The organism is Halomonas colorata, assembly GCF_014897985.1.
Classification (GTDB): domain Bacteria; phylum Pseudomonadota; class Gammaproteobacteria; order Pseudomonadales; family Halomonadaceae; genus Vreelandella; species Vreelandella colorata.
This window is the reverse complement of the sequence record NZ_JABUZA010000038.1, coordinates 31,623-46,174: the sequence shown is the minus strand read 5'-3', so window position 1 is coordinate 46,174 and position 14,552 is coordinate 31,623. Positions and strand designations below refer to the sequence as shown.

General features: G+C 55.7%; 15 protein-coding genes. 13 read left to right on the top strand and 2 right to left on the bottom strand.

The features are described from left to right. Positions 1-264 precede the first annotated feature (264 nt). The 11 genes from nrdH to INT33_RS16375 all read left to right on the top strand — a co-directional run bounded on the left by nrdH (position 265) and on the right by INT33_RS16375 (position 9,810). Positions 265-486: a glutaredoxin-like protein NrdH gene (gene nrdH / locus INT33_RS16425; RefSeq protein WP_018915822.1), complete on the top strand. Its 222-nt coding sequence runs from the start codon at positions 265-267 to the stop codon at positions 484-486. Positions 487-492: 6 nt separating this feature from the next. After that, positions 493-930, top strand: coding sequence for a class Ib ribonucleoside-diphosphate reductase assembly flavoprotein NrdI (nrdI, locus tag INT33_RS16420; RefSeq protein WP_193092439.1), 438 nt, complete (start codon positions 493-495; stop codon positions 928-930). Beyond that, positions 912-3,095 (top strand): class 1b ribonucleoside-diphosphate reductase subunit alpha, encoded by a 2,184-nt coding sequence (gene nrdE, locus INT33_RS16415; RefSeq protein WP_456065746.1) that lies wholly within the window; start codon positions 912-914, stop codon positions 3,093-3,095. The genes nrdI and nrdE overlap by 19 nt, the downstream gene beginning before the upstream one ends. An 84-nt stretch (positions 3,096-3,179) precedes the next feature. Continuing rightward, on the top strand, positions 3,180-4,151 hold the full coding sequence (nrdF, locus tag INT33_RS16410) for a class 1b ribonucleoside-diphosphate reductase subunit beta (RefSeq protein ID WP_193092438.1): 972 nt from the start codon (positions 3,180-3,182) through the stop codon (positions 4,149-4,151). Between the two features lie 85 nt (positions 4,152-4,236). After that, complete coding sequence (locus INT33_RS16405) at positions 4,237-4,644, top strand: NUDIX hydrolase (protein ID WP_192538866.1); 408 nt, start codon at positions 4,237-4,239, stop codon at positions 4,642-4,644. A gap of 231 nt (positions 4,645-4,875) precedes the next feature. Further along, positions 4,876-5,685, top strand: a complete 810-nt coding sequence (locus INT33_RS16400; RefSeq protein ID WP_193092437.1) for a DUF3450 domain-containing protein — start codon at positions 4,876-4,878, stop codon at positions 5,683-5,685. Then, positions 5,672-7,036, top strand: coding sequence for a MotA/TolQ/ExbB proton channel family protein (locus tag INT33_RS16395; protein WP_193092436.1), 1,365 nt, complete (start codon positions 5,672-5,674; stop codon positions 7,034-7,036). Before INT33_RS16400 ends, INT33_RS16395 begins: the two co-directional genes overlap by 14 nt. A 1-nt stretch (position 7,037) precedes the next feature. Further along, the gene (locus INT33_RS16390) at positions 7,038-7,580 is read left to right on the top strand and encodes a MotA/TolQ/ExbB proton channel family protein (protein ID WP_018915829.1); all 543 of its coding nucleotides are present in this window, start codon (positions 7,038-7,040) and stop codon (positions 7,578-7,580) included. Further along, complete coding sequence (locus INT33_RS16385) at positions 7,573-7,980, top strand: ExbD/TolR family protein (RefSeq protein ID WP_192538869.1); 408 nt, start codon at positions 7,573-7,575, stop codon at positions 7,978-7,980. The genes INT33_RS16390 and INT33_RS16385 overlap by 8 nt, the downstream gene beginning before the upstream one ends. Next, the gene (locus tag INT33_RS16380; protein ID WP_192538870.1) at positions 7,977-8,741 is read left to right on the top strand and encodes an energy transducer TonB; all 765 of its coding nucleotides are present in this window, start codon (positions 7,977-7,979) and stop codon (positions 8,739-8,741) included. The genes INT33_RS16385 and INT33_RS16380 overlap by 4 nt, the downstream gene beginning before the upstream one ends. A 4-nt stretch (positions 8,742-8,745) precedes the next feature. Beyond that, positions 8,746-9,810: a tetratricopeptide repeat protein gene (locus INT33_RS16375; protein ID WP_192538871.1), complete on the top strand. Its 1,065-nt coding sequence runs from the start codon at positions 8,746-8,748 to the stop codon at positions 9,808-9,810. 74 nt (positions 9,811-9,884) lie between these two features. On the opposite strand, the gene xthA is transcribed toward INT33_RS16375, so the two are convergent. Further along, positions 9,885-10,718 (bottom strand): exodeoxyribonuclease III, encoded by an 834-nt coding sequence (gene xthA / locus INT33_RS16370; RefSeq protein ID WP_193092435.1) that lies wholly within the window; start codon positions 10,716-10,718, stop codon positions 9,885-9,887. Continuing rightward, positions 10,718-10,966, bottom strand: coding sequence for a hypothetical protein (locus INT33_RS16365; protein ID WP_018915834.1), 249 nt, complete (start codon positions 10,964-10,966; stop codon positions 10,718-10,720). The genes xthA and INT33_RS16365 overlap by 1 nt, the downstream gene beginning before the upstream one ends. A gap of 145 nt (positions 10,967-11,111) precedes the next feature. Between INT33_RS16365 and rhlB the strand changes: the two genes are divergently transcribed. Both rhlB and dinG read left to right on the top strand, forming a co-directional pair. Then, positions 11,112-12,386: an ATP-dependent RNA helicase RhlB gene (gene rhlB, locus INT33_RS16360; protein WP_018915835.1), complete on the top strand. Its 1,275-nt coding sequence runs from the start codon at positions 11,112-11,114 to the stop codon at positions 12,384-12,386. A gap of 5 nt (positions 12,387-12,391) precedes the next feature. Continuing rightward, positions 12,392-14,518 carry an ATP-dependent DNA helicase DinG gene (gene dinG / locus INT33_RS16355; RefSeq protein ID WP_193092434.1) on the top strand — a complete coding sequence of 709 codons (2,127 nt, stop codon included), beginning with the start codon at positions 12,392-12,394 and terminating at the stop codon, positions 14,516-14,518. Positions 14,519-14,552: the final 34 nt, after the last annotated feature.

Genomic DNA, 14,552 nt, shown 5'->3' with positions numbered 1-14,552 from the left:
AAAAGGCGCTGCTCATGGGGCACTCACTCACTCACTCAGTGAAGTACATAAAGTTCACTATATACTCCTTCGTGGGGCGGTTTTTTTTATTTCTAAAGGGGATGCTGGGTATGAGCTGTCAATAACCTGTGGATGAAAAAATACCATATATGCTTGAATTGATTTTCTCATGGTCTATATATAGTATGCGTGCTGTCTTTAGAGAGGGTGAAGCACTAACGCTGCTCTACCTGAAAAATACCGCTATGAAAAGGAAAAATGACCATGGCAATCCAGATTTATAGCAAGCCTGCTTGTGTTCAGTGCACCGCCACGTATCGCGCTCTGGATAAGCACGGTTTAGAGTATACCGTTATCGATATTACGGCTGAGTCGGGTGCCCAACAAGAAGTAGAAGCCCTTGGCTACCGTCAGCTTCCTGTTGTGGTAGCAGGCGATGACCACTGGTCAGGCTTCCGTCCTGATCGTATTCAAGCATTGGCGTAAATATTTATGTTGGTGGACGCCGCCGCTGAATCACCAATGGCTGGCAGCCTGGTCTATTTTTCCACCAAGTCAGGTAACACTCATCGTTTTGTACAGAAACTTGGTCTGGCTGCTCAACGGCTTCCGCTTGGGCGTGATGAACCGATGCTACATGTCACTACACCTTACATATTGATCACGCCCACCTATGGGGGCGGAGAAGCAAAAGGCGCAGTGCCAGGGCAAGTGATCCGTTTTCTCAACGATGAACAGAATCGACGCCTTATTTGCGGCGTCATTGCTGCCGGAAACACTAATTTTGGCGAAGCGTATGGCCTGGCTGGACGCGTCATTGCAGAGAAGTGTCAGGTGCCATTGTTATATAGATTTGAATTATTTGGCACCGACGACGACGTCGCCAAGGTCCGCAAAGGAGTAGAAGAGTTTTGGAAACGACAAACCTAGTCACGAAAAACTTGGCTGAATCAAAACGGCCGGCTACGGGAGCCTCCGAGGCGCGTACATTGGATTATCACGCGCTCAACGCGATGCTTAATTTGTACGGTGCCAACGGCGAATTACAGCTGGATAAAGATCGTGAAGCTGCGCGTCAGTATTTCTTGCAGCATGTTAATCAGAACACGGTCTTTTTCCACTCGCTGGAAGAAAAACTCGACTATCTGATGGAAGAGGGCTATTACGAAGCAGAAATGCTGGGCCAGTACAGTTTCGCCTTTATTAAGGCGCTTTTTGAGCAGGCGTATGCCTACAAATTCCGGTTCCCAAGCTTTCTAGGCGCCTTTAAGTACTACACCAGCTATACGCTTAAAACGTTCGACGGCAAGCGTTACCTTGAGCGCTATGAAGACCGCGTCTGCATGGTGGCACTGACCCTGGCCCGTGGTGATGAAGCACTGGCAAAATCCCTGGTCGATGAAGTGATCAGCGGTCGCTTCCAGCCAGCGACACCAACGTTTCTTAACTGCGGTAAGCAGCAGCGCGGTGAATTGGTATCGTGCTTTCTGTTGCGTATTGAAGACAACATGGAGTCGATTGGCCGCTCGATTAACTCAGCGCTGCAGCTCTCCAAGCGCGGTGGAGGCGTGGCCTTCCTGCTGACCAATATTCGTGAGGCTGGCGCGCCCATCAAGCGCATCGAGAACCAGTCGTCGGGCATTATTCCGATCATGAAGCTGCTCGAAGACGCTTTCTCCTACGCCAACCAGCTGGGTGCTCGCCAGGGTGCAGGTGCGGTATATCTCAACGCGCACCACCCGGATATCCTGCGTTTTCTGGATACCAAGCGTGAAAACGCGGATGAAAAAATCCGTATCAAAACGCTGTCGCTGGGCGTCACCATTCCGGATATTACGTTTGAGCTTGCCAAGCGTAACGACGATATGTACCTGTTCTCGCCCTATGATGTCGAACGTGTTTACGGCGTACCGTTTGGCGATATCAGCGTCACCGAGAAATACCACGAGATGGTAGCGGACGCGCGTATTCGTAAGCAGAAAATCAATGCGCGCGCGTTCTTCCAGACGCTGGCAGAGCTGCAGTTCGAGTCAGGCTATCCGTACATCATGTTTGAAGATACGGTAAACCGGGCGAACCCGATTGCCGGGCGTATCAATATGAGTAACCTATGCTCGGAAATTCTGCAGGTGAACACGCCGACAGAATATGACGATGACCTTGGCTATCGCCAAATGGGTCAGGACATTTCCTGCAACCTAGGCTCAATGAACATTGCCAAGGTAATGGATGCCGGCAATATTGGCGAAAGCGTTGAAATTGCGATTCGCGGGTTAACGGCTGTTTCTGAAATGAGCAACCTGAAAAGCGTGCCTTCCATTGCTGAAGGTAACGCCAAATCCCGCGCGATCGGCCTTGGTCAAATGAACCTGCACGGCTACCTGGCGCGCGAGCACATTTATTACGGCTCTGAAGAAGGATTGGACTTCACCAACCTCTACTTCTACTGCATTGCGTTTTACGCTATCCGTGCGTCCAACCGTCTGGCGGTTGAGCATAACGATACCTTTGCAGGCTTTGCAGATTCCACGTACGCAACGGGCGAGTTTTTTGATAAGTACGTTGATCAAGAGTGGCTGCCGCGTACCGAGAAAGTCCGTGGGCTGTTTGAGCGTAGCAATATTACGCTACCCACTCAGCAGGACTGGCAGGAGCTGAAAGCGTCCGTAATGGCACACGGGCTTTACAACCGCAACTTGCAGGCAGTGCCGCCGACTGGTTCGATTTCGTATATCAATCACTCGACTTCCAGTATCCACCCGGTAGCGGCCAGAATCGAAATTCGTAAAGAGGGCAAGCTGGGGCGTGTTTATTATTCGGCGCCGTTCTTGAACGAGGCCAATTTCGATTACTTCCAGGATGCCTACGAAATTGGTCCTGAGAAGATTATTGACACCTATGCCGAGGCTTCCAAGCACGTAGACCAGGGGCTTTCACTGACCCTGTTCTTCCCGGATACCGCCACAACGCGTGATATCAACAAGGCGCAAATTTACGCCTGGCGCAAAGGCATTAAAACGCTTTATTACATCCGCCTGCGCCAAAGCGCGCTGGAAGGTACGGAAATTGAAGGCTGCGTTTCCTGCACGCTTTAATCTTTGTGCCTGGGGCTCGCGCCAGCATCTGATATCCGTTTTTACGCGCCGTATATAATACGGCGCTTTTGATGAGAGTAATTCATGACCACCACGCAACGCTTATCGCGGGTTAATGCGATTAACTGGAACCGCCTTCAGGATGACAAGGATCTGGAAGTGTGGAACCGTCTGACCAGCAACTTTTGGCTGCCGGAAAAAGTGCCGCTGTCCAACGATATTCAATCGTGGAATACGCTGACTCAGCAGGAAAAACAGCTGACCATTCGCGTGTTTACCGGATTGACGCTGCTGGATACCATTCAGAGTAGCATTGGTGCGCCGGTGCTGATGGAAGATGCCCGTACCCCCCATGAAGAAGCGGTATATACCAATATCGCGTTTATGGAATCGGTGCATGCGCGTTCGTATAGCTCGATTTTCTCGACGCTGTGTGCCACGCGTGATGTGGACGACGCTTTCCGCTGGAGCGAAGAGAACCCCACGCTTCAGGCCAAGTCAGAGCTGATTCTGGAGCGCTATCGCTCCGATGATCCGCTGATGCGTAAAGTGGCGAGCGTGTTCCTGGAGTCGTTCCTGTTCTACTCCGGCTTCTATCTGCCCATGTACTGGTCAAGCCATGCCAAGCTGACCAACACCGCCGATCTTATTCGCCTGATCATTCGTGATGAAGCGGTACACGGCTACTACATTGGCTATAAGTTCCAGCAGGCTTTGGCGGAAGCGACACCCGCGCGTCAGCAGGAAGTCAAAGATTATGCGTACGAGCTGCTACTTGAGCTTTACGATAACGAAGTGCGCTACACCGAGTCGCTGTATGACGAGGTTGGCCTATCTGAAGATGTGAAGAAGTTTCTTCACTACAACGCCAATAAGGCGCTGATGAACCTGGGCTATGAGCCTCTGTTCCCAAGCAGCGTTACCGACGTTGATCCGACGATCATGGCGGCGTTATCGCCCAGTGCTAATGAAAACCATGACTTCTTCTCAGGCTCAGGCTCCTCGTATGTGATTGGTAAAGCCATTGCCACAGAAGATGACGACTGGGCATTCTAATAGCGCTAGCCCGATAAGTGTTAGAGTAAACGGTAAGTGGTAAGTGGTAAGTGGTAAGTGGTACGTATAAAAAGAGGGAAGAGCCATGCCAGATGTAACGCCAACAGTCAGCGTAATGAAAATTGTAGCGGCCGTTGTGAGTGATCCCGATGGTCGCCTGCTGCTGGTGCGTAAACAGGACACGGCTTTCTTTATGCAGCCGGGCGGCAAGATCGACCCGGGCGAAACCGCGTTGGCGGCGCTATGCCGTGAGCTTCAAGAAGAGCTAGGTTTGCAGGTCACTGAAGATCGGCTGCTTTCTTTGGGTGTGCAAACAGCACCGGCGGCGAATGAGCCTGGCGTGACTATAGAAGCGCAGCTTTATGGGCTGGTGATTGATGAGCCGGTAGAGGCTGCGGCTGAAATAGCAGAAGCCATATGGGTCAGCCGTGAGCAGGCGTGGGAGCTTCCTCTGGCTCCGCTAACCAAAGACTATGTAATGTTGAACGTTTAAAAGTACCAAGCCTAAGTGGCTAATTCAGCATTATAACCAGGGCGCCAGTAGGCGCCCTTTTTTATATCCGAAAGAAAGCAAAAAGCGCCTTGATGTGAATGATAAATATTGTCATTTATTGTGATAGTGGTAGGCTAGGCACGTAGAATTTAAACGCAAATCGTTCTTATAACTAATTAGTTTCTAGCGCGGCCATTTTTAAAGCCCGCTGGGCAGTAACGGAGAGTCGACGTGCTGAACAGGCCTTTCTTTGTCTTGCGTGGGTGCTGCCTAGCCTGCGTGCTAGTCAGCGGTACGCTAATGGCAAGCGATGAAACAGCGGGCCAGGCGGCCCAGAGTGTAGAAGCCCAGCAAACCCAAGCGGCTCTGCAACAGCAAATTGACGCAGCCGATGAAGAAACCCGAGAAGCGCTAGAAGAACTGCGCCGTTTGGAGCGTGAAACGCGCCAAATGGATGCCACAAACGCCTCGTTAAGCGTGCGTCTGGCAGAGGAAGCCGAGCGCCAGCAGCGTTTAAATACCGCGCTGGATACGCTCGAAGAGACCCGTGCCGCGCTACCCTTGATCGAGCAGGATATGCAAGAACAGCTAACCCGCTGGATTGAGCGCGACCTGCCGTTTTTACGCGATGAGCGTTTGGCGCGAGTGACAACTTCTGAAGGGCAGCAGGGCGAAGATACGGTTGAGCGCATCAATAGCTTGCTGGAAGCATGGCGAGCCGAGCTGGACTACGGGCGTGAAATCGATAACTGGCGCGGACGTTTGCAGAGCGCTGAAGGCAGCGTGCGCGAAGTGGACTATTTGCGCGTAGGCCGTATCGGCTTTTATTACCTGACGCCTGATGCACGTGAAGGGGGCGTTTGGGACGCTGCGAGCAACGAGTGGCAGCCCTTGGATGAACGCGCGCGACGCGAAGTGCGCAACGGTCTGCGTATCGCGGCCGACCAGCGCACACCGGATCTGCTGCGGTTGCCGCTGTCGATCACCGTTTCAGAACAATCTTTTCAGAACAACAGGGAGGTCAGCCATGAGCCTGAATAGCCAGCGTCTTCAGCGTCTGGGCGGCGCCTGCCTGCTGATGGGGCTTCTTGCTGTCAGCGGTGTGTCTTCGGCGCAAAGCGATAGCGTTTCATCACTGCGTGAAGCGCGTCAGGCCGCCGAAATGCGCGACCAGGAGCGCTTGGAAAACTTTCTGGAAGACCAGCAAGCGTTAAACGCCGCGCTTGAAGACGCCCGAGCGGCCCATCAGTCGGCTGAAGAGCGGCGTGAGGCGCTGCAAGCTCGGCAGGCCGAACAGTCTGAGCAGGCCAGTGAATTAACCGCGCGACAAGATGAACAGGGCGAAGCGCTTTCGGGGCTGCTTGCAAACCTTGCCCGGCATAGCACCGAAGTGCGCAGCGCGCTAGGCGAAGAAAGCTGGTTAACCTTACATGAAGAAGTACTGCCCCCTCGCTTGGATGATGCCGAAGTGCTTGAGCGTATCCAGCTGGAAGGTGTGGTCGATAGTTTAGCCAGACTAACGGCAAAAACCGGCCAGGCTGAGCGTTTGGAGCTGCCGGTAGCCGATGCTAGTGGCACTATTGCGCCGCGTGACGTGGTGCGTTTAGGCGATTTTGCCGCGTTTACCGAAACCGCGCTGCTGCGTCAGGATGGTGATAATGACCATTTGGCTGAAGTGCCGCGTACGCCAGCTGAAATTCAGAATGTTCTCGCGGCTTACCATCAGGGTGACAGTCGGGAGTTCATGATCGACCCCACTCAGGGACCCGTCTTACAGGCGCTTTCCCAGCGTCCAAGTCTCTGGGAGCGTTTCCAGCAAGGCGGATACGTGGGTTACGTGATTGTAGTGCTGGGAGTGTTGGGTCTGCTGGTAGCACTGGTTCAATATATCTATTTAGTACTGCAGAGCGTTCGCGTGCGCCGCCAGCGCCAGTCGCTTGACCAGCTGCAGACGCATAATCCGCTAGGCCGCGTGTTGCTACGCTTTAAGGAGATGGATAAACACCAGACCCCTGAAGCATTGGAAGCGCGCCTGGATGAGGCGGTGCTGGCAGAGTTGCCGCGCATTGAACGGGGCCAGCCGATTGTTAAGCTGCTGGCCGCCATTGCGCCGCTGCTGGGTCTGCTGGGTACGGTCACCGGCATGATCGTAACGTTTCAGGCCATCACCGTGTTTGGTACCGGCGACCCGCAGTTAATGGCTGGGGGGATTAGCCAGGCATTGGTCACCACGGTTCTAGGCCTGATTACGGCGGTGCCTTTGCTGTTTGCGCAAACGGCGCTGGCGAGCCGCAGCCGTCATCTAAGCCAAGTGATCGAGGGCGAGGCGAGCGCGACCCTGGCAGATCATTTGGAAGCTCAATCTACTGTTCATGCCACTGCGGTGAATTGATATGCCCACGCTACCTCTCTGGCTTGAACCGGTAGAGCGGCTGGTCGATGCCGGTGGTGCGGTGCTGGTCGTGCTGGCGTTGGTCGCGGTGCTGGTGTTTGGCATGGCGATAGAGCGCTGGTGGTACTACCGCATTACCTGGCGCTCCGCCCGTCGGCAGTTGATTCGCCGCTGGACTGCGCGCAGCGACCACCGCAGCTGGAGCGCGCGTACGCTGCGCCACGTATGGACAGAAGCGCTGGTTGCCAGGCTTCGTCGTCCGCTGCCCTGGTTAAAACTGCTGGTGGCGCTCTGCCCGCTGTTAGGTCTGTTGGGCACCGTCACCGGCATGATTACTGTCTTTGATAGCCTCTCTATGAGTGACACGCATCAGGCGCGCGCCATGGCCGACGGTGTGGCGCGTGCAACGCTGCCCACGTTGACCGGTATGGCGATTGCAGTGGTGGGGCTATTGTTTATTAGTCGTTTAGAGCACGTGATTCGTCGCGAAGACCAGCGGTTACATGACCGCTTGGCACGTGCCTTGGAGGAGAATGATGCGTAGACGCCGTTCAATGGACGCAAACGCAGAAAGCAATGAGGTCAATCTGACGCCCATGCTGGACGTGGTGTTCATTATGCTGATCTTCTTTATCGTAACGACCAGTTTTATTAAAGAAAGCGGTATCGAGATTGAACGCCCAGAATCGAGTGCGGCAAGCCCGCGTCCGGAAGCCCAGGTGCTGGTGGCCATTACTCCTGAAGGCGCCGTTTGGGTGGACGGCAAGCCCGTGGATGTCCATCAGGTCGGGCGCGAAGTGGCCGGAATGTTGACCGAGCAGGGGTCTGCCGTTATCCAGGCGGATCGTGAGTCCACCACGGGGCTGTTGATTGAAGTCATGGACCGCTTGAAAGAGGCTGGCGTTGACCAGGTGGCCGTGGCGGCGAGTCGGAGCGCGCCATGATACGTCATACGGTATCGTTTCTTGTGGGAATTACGTTGGCAGTCGGGCTGTTCTGGCTGCTGGCGCTATTAGTAACACCGCCAGAAAGTGAGCCCGAACAGCCCATAATGACCATGACGATGAATATGGTTGAAGCACCTGAGGTCGCGCCTGAGCAAGAGGCGCCTGCACCTCAGCCTGCACAGGCGGCTCCCCAGCAGGCGCCACCCCCCATGCCAACGCCTGAGCCTCCTCCGGTAACCGATAGCGCTATTACGCTACCTGAGGTCGAGCTGCCCGAGGTGCCCCTCGAGCCGGTTGAAATGGATAATGAGCTGCCGGAGCTAGCGGAAATTACCCCCGAGCCCACGCCCGAGCCAACGCCGCGGCCAGACCCTGCACCGGAGCCAACGCCTGAGCCGCCAGCTGAACCAGCACCTGCCGCGACGCCCACCGAAGCGCCCGCGCCGCGTGAAGCAGCGCCCGTCGCTGAAGCACCGCCGTCTAATGAGCCGGTGAGTGTAGGCCAGGTAGCGCCCACCAACCGCGTCAACCCCACGTACCCCTCACGCGCACAGCGTCGAGGCATGGAAGGGTTTGTTGAGGTGGAATTTATTATTCGGCGTGACGGCAGCGTTGATCGCTCCTCCATTCGGGTAACCAATGCTCAGCCGCGGCGCGTATTTGAAGATGCCGCGCAGGATGCGATTGCGCAATGGCAGTTTGCGGGCAGCCAGCAGATACGGCGCGCCACACAACGCATAGAGTTTCAGTTGAGGTAGCGGTATGCAGCGTTTAGCGTGGATTCTAATGTTCAGCGTGTGGGCTTCTGTCGCCCAGGCCAATGCACCGCTGCCTGGCGATATCATCCGTGATCTGAAAGCCCTGCAGGAGCAGTTGGAGGAGGGTGCGGTTGAGGCGGTGGCCGAGCGCGCTTCCTCCCAGGCCCAGCGCTTAAGTGGAGGCAATGCGTCTGATCGCTGGGCGAGTGCGCTCTATCATCAGCTGGCCGCCGGCGCCCTGGCTCGCCAGGATCAGCCCGCGCAGGCAGCCGACCATTTAGCCGCGGCACGCCAAACCAGTGGCGTTGGTACAGACCAAGCGGCGCGCTGGCTGCGTGAAGAAGCCTCGCTGCGCCGCGCGGCGGGCCAAAATGAGCAGGCGATTGGCTTACTAAGCGAGTGGCTGGATAGCGAGCAGGACACCCAGGCGTTATGGCGATTGGTCGGCTTGATGGCGCAAGAGCAGCAGTGGGACGCCGCCGCTGAGCGGCTGGAGCAAGCCATTGGCCAAACGCCAGAGCTCAACGAAAGCCAGCAAGCGCTGGCGCTTGCCGTAATGCGCCATGCCGGGCAGAACGAGCAGGCACTAAGCTGGCTGGTGGATGGGTTGAGCCCTGATAGTGATATAGAAACCTGGCGTCAGGCGGCAGGGCTTGCCCAGCAGGCAGGTCAGGCCGGTGTGGCGGCGGGTCTTTGGGAAATGGCCTGGCAGTTAGGTAAGCTTGAGACGCCAGAAGATCAGTGGCTGCTTATTCAGCTGCATATGGCCGGAGGAACGCCTGCGCGTGCTGCCGAGCATTTAGCTCAAGCGCTGGAAAACGGCGATGTTGAAAGCGATGAAAAGACGTTACGGCTGCTGGCGACGGCCTGGCAGCAGGCCAGGCACGTCGACAATGCGTTAAGCGCGTGGCAGGCCCTGGCTGAGCAAACCCAGGCAGCCAAGGACTGGCGCCAGTATGGTCAGCTAGCCTATGCCTGGGGAGAGGAAACACAGGCCGAGCAGGCATTAGAGCAGGCCGCTAGCCTGGGGGATGAAGAAGCAAGCCAGTGGCTGAGTAATTTCGACTGAGTGGTTTCGGCTACTAATTAGCCTGGACTAAGGGGGGAGATTGCCTGCGCGCAGTGGCGGCAGGCACTAGCTGGCTAAGCAGACGCTTTTAACGTGATCGCAAAATCGCTCCAGGTCGGCGCATGGTCAGACGGGCGCTCCATGCCACGCATTGCGTAATCGATCCCGGCGGCCTGAACGCAGTCGGCTAAAGGCTGCGTCACGAGAATGTAGTCAATACGCAGGCCACGTTTCGGCTCGCGGTCAAAGCCCTTGGAGCGGTAGTCAAACCAGCTGAACCACTCGTTGTTTTCTGGGTGACAAAGGCGATAGCTGTCGGTGAGGCCCCAGGCTTTAATGCCTTCAAGCCATTCACGCTCAATCGGTTGAAAGCTGGCTTTACCTTCGCGCAGCCAGCGCTTGCGGCTATCTTCGCCAATGCCAATATCCTGATCTTCAGGGGAGATATTAAAATCACCCATTATTGCCAAGCGCTCGTCAGGACGGTGCTGTTCATCAAGCAGCCGCTTTAATTGGCGATAGAACTGCGCCTTGTGCGGAAATTTGGTGGGGTGCTCGACGTTTTCGCTCTGAGGGAAATATCCGTTCCATACGGTGATCGGCTCGCCGTCATCGGCCAGCAGACGTACCCCGATCATGCGTCGCTGGGCGTCTTCGTCATCGTCACTGAATCCGTAAAAAACGTCCTGAGGTTTCTGGCGGCACATCAGTGCCACACCGTAATGACCTTTCTGACCATGGTAATACACGTGGTAACCCATGGCTTCCACATCGGCCAGGGGAAATTCGCTGTCCTGAACTTTGGTTTCCTGCAGGCCAATAACGTCAGGTTGTTGGGTATCAATCAAGGCCTGTAGCTGATGAAGTCGAGCACGAATGCCGTTGATATTGAAAGAAACCAAACGCATTACGATTTATCCTCTGGTTTTTGCTCAGCCCCTTTGTCTGGATGAATCGCAATGTTTTGACCACTTTGCTGGCGGGCCAGTTTTTTAACCGCCTGCAATTTACGCTGCTGCTGCTTTTTTGCTACAAAGCGGCGTGACGGCGCCACCTGATCGGGGTTATCGTGGCGCCACTTTTTGTAATCTTTGCGTCGCCCCGTGCGGATCGTCACCTTGTCGGCCAGCGAACGTGTCTTTTTCTTACGCGTCATGTCGCGCTCCTTACGTCGATTTAAGCCACATTCTAACAGGCTCTGGCCTACCTTCGACAGCAGGACGCGCTCTTAACGCCAACCCCTGATACAATGCGCACTTCGTGATGCCTAATATTCACAGCAATGGACAGATACATAGCCTATGAGCGAGTCGGAACAGACCATAGCATCGGCCCAGAACCGTAAGCCAAAACGCCGCCGTCGGAAACCGCGTCGTCGTCAGTCTAGCTGGGATCTTCGTCAGTTTCAGGTGCCTGCCGTGGCCGGCAAATGGCGCTTCCATGACTTTGATCTGCCGCTACCGCTAATGCGCGCTATCCATGCCCAAGGGTTTGAATACTGCACGCCGATCCAGGCCGAGGCGTTACGCCAAACGCTGCTGGGTGGCGATATTGTCGGTAAAGCGCAGACCGGTACCGGCAAGACCGCAGCGTTTTTAATCTCGGTGCTGGCTTACTTCCTGGAAGAGCCGACGCCTGATGGTCAAAAAGCGGGGGCGCCGCGTGCGCTGATTATTGCGCCTACCCGTGAGCTGGCGCTGCAGATAGAAAAAGATGCCAAAGCGCTAGCCCGCTTCACTCAGTTGAATGTGGCAAGCGTTGTCGGTGGAATGGACTATCAAAAGCAGCGTGAAAGCCTGGGTAAAAAGATCGATATCCTGGTTGCCACCCCGGGCCGCCTGTTGGATTTTCATCAAAAGCGCGATATCGACCTTTCTGAAGTCGAAGTACTGGTGCTGGATGAAGCTGACCGCATGTTGTCGATGGGCTTTATTCCAGACGTGAAGCGTATTATTCGCTACACGCCAAAGACAGAAGAGCGTCAGACGTTCCTGTTTTCGGCAACCTTTACCGACGATATCCTGAATCTGGCCAGTCAGTGGACGCTGAACCCGGCCCACGTTGAGATTGAAGTCACGGTTGAAAACCAGGCCGATATCGACCAGCGCGTTTACCTTGTCTCCGATGACGACAAGCAGCGCCTGCTGGTGAATCTGCTTGAGCAGGAGAGTTTCGAGCGCGTCATGGTATTTGGTAATCGCCGTGACTTGGTTCGCAAGCTGGATGATCTGCTTAAGAAAGCCGGCGTCAGCGTTGCCATGCTGTCCGGTGATGTGCCGCAGAGTCAGCGGATCACCACGCTTGAGCGTTTCCGTGAAGGGGAAATTCAAGTGCTGGTAGCCACCGATGTGGCCGGGCGCGGTATTCATATTGAAGACGTAAGCCACGTCATCAACTATACGCTGCCTGAAGACCCGGAAGACTACGTTCACCGTATTGGCCGTACCGGTCGTGCGGGCGCTAAAGGCGTTTCGATCAGCTTTGTGGGTGAAGAAGATGCCTTCTCGCTGCCGGAAATCGAGCGTTATATCAATGACAAGCTTCCCTGCGAGCATCCGCCGGAAGGCATGCTGTAAAGCGCATGCTCGATAATGCCTTAAAAAGCGATATTCAAGACGCCTACCGTCGCGTGGTGGAAAAGCTCGAGCTTACCCCACGCTACGGGCAGCGGCTGATGATTGCCGAAATTGCCCGTACGCTGGGGGATATCGAAAGCGATAGTGAAGGTAAGCGTGTAAGCGACAGCCATGTATGCGTGCTTGAAGCGGGTACCGGCACGGGAAAAACGCTGGCCTACCTGATCGCCGCCTTGCCGATTGCGAAAGCCCGCGGCAAGCGGCTGGTCATTTCGACAGCGACGGTCGCCCTGCAAGAACAGGTGCTTAACCAGGATCTGCCCGCGCTTGCCAGCCATAGCGGTATTGCCTTTCGTTACGCGCTGGCCAAAGGTCGCGGCCGCTATGTTTGCGTGGCGAAGCTGGATGAGGTGCTGGAAGGCTCTGAACCTAACCCCACGCTTTCGCTATTCGAGCATTCCCTGCAAACCCAAAGCAGTGATTTTTCCGTACTGGCTACCGATATGGCGGAAGCCTACGGGCAGGGCGAGTGGGAAGGTGATCGTGATAACTGGCCAGTCGCCATTGAGGATACGCACTGGCGACGGCTTACCGTTGATCATCGCCAATGTACGGGAAGGCGCTGCGGCCATTTTGGCGCCTGCGCTTTTTTTCGCTCGCGGCGTGAACTTGAAAATGCCGACGTCATTGTGGCCAATCATGATCTGGTGCTGGCTGATTTGGCCTTGGGGGGCGGGGCTATTCTGCCCGATCCGGCGGACTGCATTTTTGTCTTCGATGAAGGCCATCACCTGCCCGATAAGGCGCTCTCGCATTTTGCCCATCGATTTGCGGTACACGGCTGTGTGCGCTGGCTAAAAACGCTGAAAAGCAGTTTGACAGATCTGCACCAAGCGCTGGCAATACAGCCAACCATCGCGCGTTTGCTGGCGGGTCTGCCAGAGGTGATTCAGGGTCTTGAGCCGGTGCTTGGCGATGTGTTCAGCGTCGGGCATCAGATTGCCGGCCGGTCCAACGGGCTGTCAGAGGAAGAAAACACCCTGCAGTCGCGCTTTGAAAAGGGCCAGGTGCCCGATGCGCTGCGCGACCAGGCACAGCAACTGCTGGTCATGTTCGCCACGCTTTCGCGGTGTCTGGAGAGTATCAGCGATATTTTACGTGAGAGTCTTGATCCGGATAAACAGACCGGCCTTGATCGCGAGCAGGCCGAAAGCTGGCTACCGCTAGTGGCCTTACTGCATGGCCGGGCGCTTGAGGCCCATGCGCTATGGCAGGCCTTTAGCGAGCAGGACCCGCCCAACGCGCCGCCCAGCGCCAGGTGGGTAACGCTTAGCCGCGTTGCGGGTGAACCTGAAATCGAATTTTCGGCAAGCCCGGTATCGGCCGCCCATACGCTGGCCAAGCATTTATGGGGGCGCTGCCACGGTGCGGTGGTAACGTCGGCTACGCTTACCGCACTGGGTCGGTTTGAACGGCTGCAGGAGCGGGCGGGGCTGGCAAACCGCTACCGTTATCAGGCGCTGCCTAGCCCGTTCAATTATGCTAATGCGGTACTACGGGTGCCCAAAGAGGCTACCGATCCCAGTGACCGGGAAGCGCATGAAAGCGCTATTGTGCAATTTGTAACGCAACTAGCCGATAAAGAGGCTGCCCTGGTGCTGTTTTCGTCACGGGCGCAGCTGCGCGCCGTGGAAAAGGGCCTGCCAGCGGCTATCAAGGAGCGTGTGCTTGCCCAGGATGCGCTGCCCAAACGGGAGCTCATCACTCAGCACCGCGCGGCGGTTGATAAAGGTAAGGGGAGTATTATTTTCGGGCTGGCAAGCTTTGCCGAAGGTATCGACCTGCCTGGAGATTATCTGACCCACGTGGTGATTACCCGGCTGCCGTTTGCGGTGCCCGATGACCCCGTGGGCGCAACGCTTGCCGAATGGATTGAAAGTCAGGGGGGAAACTCTTTTATGCGGATCAGCGTACCTGATGCTTCCATCAAACTGGTGCAGGCCTGCGGGCGACTCATTCGTAAAGAGAGTGACCACGGGACGATTACACTGCTTGATAAGCGTGTGATAACTCGCCGCTATGGTCAGGCGCTGTTAGATGCGTTGCCGCCATTTCGAAGAGAAATACACTAACCTTACCCCGCTGCGAAGCTTACTGCAGTGGGGT

Bases quoted from the DNA above. Each gene is read 5' to 3' on its own strand.
- dinG (WP_193092434.1), top strand. From the start codon at position 12,392: ATGCTCGATAATGCCTTAAAAAGCGATATTCAAGACGCCTACCGTCGC.
- INT33_RS16395 (WP_193092436.1), top strand. From the start codon at position 5,672: ATGAGCCTGAATAGCCAGCGTCTTCAGCGTCTGGGCGGCGCCTGCCTG.
- INT33_RS16405 (WP_192538866.1), top strand. From the start codon at position 4,237: ATGCCAGATGTAACGCCAACAGTCAGCGTAATGAAAATTGTAGCGGCC.
- INT33_RS16365 (WP_018915834.1), bottom strand. From the start codon at position 10,966: ATGACGCGTAAGAAAAAGACACGTTCGCTGGCCGACAAGGTGACGATC.
- INT33_RS16385 (WP_192538869.1), top strand. From the start codon at position 7,573: ATGCGTAGACGCCGTTCAATGGACGCAAACGCAGAAAGCAATGAGGTC.
- INT33_RS16375 (WP_192538871.1), top strand. From the start codon at position 8,746: ATGCAGCGTTTAGCGTGGATTCTAATGTTCAGCGTGTGGGCTTCTGTC.
- INT33_RS16380 (WP_192538870.1), top strand. From the start codon at position 7,977: ATGATACGTCATACGGTATCGTTTCTTGTGGGAATTACGTTGGCAGTC.
- rhlB (WP_018915835.1), top strand. From the start codon at position 11,112: ATGAGCGAGTCGGAACAGACCATAGCATCGGCCCAGAACCGTAAGCCA.
- nrdH (WP_018915822.1), top strand. From the start codon at position 265: ATGGCAATCCAGATTTATAGCAAGCCTGCTTGTGTTCAGTGCACCGCC.
- nrdF (WP_193092438.1), top strand. From the start codon at position 3,180: ATGACCACCACGCAACGCTTATCGCGGGTTAATGCGATTAACTGGAAC.
- xthA (WP_193092435.1), bottom strand. From the start codon at position 10,718: ATGCGTTTGGTTTCTTTCAATATCAACGGCATTCGTGCTCGACTTCAT.
- INT33_RS16390 (WP_018915829.1), top strand. From the start codon at position 7,038: ATGCCCACGCTACCTCTCTGGCTTGAACCGGTAGAGCGGCTGGTCGAT.
- nrdI (WP_193092439.1), top strand. From the start codon at position 493: ATGTTGGTGGACGCCGCCGCTGAATCACCAATGGCTGGCAGCCTGGTC.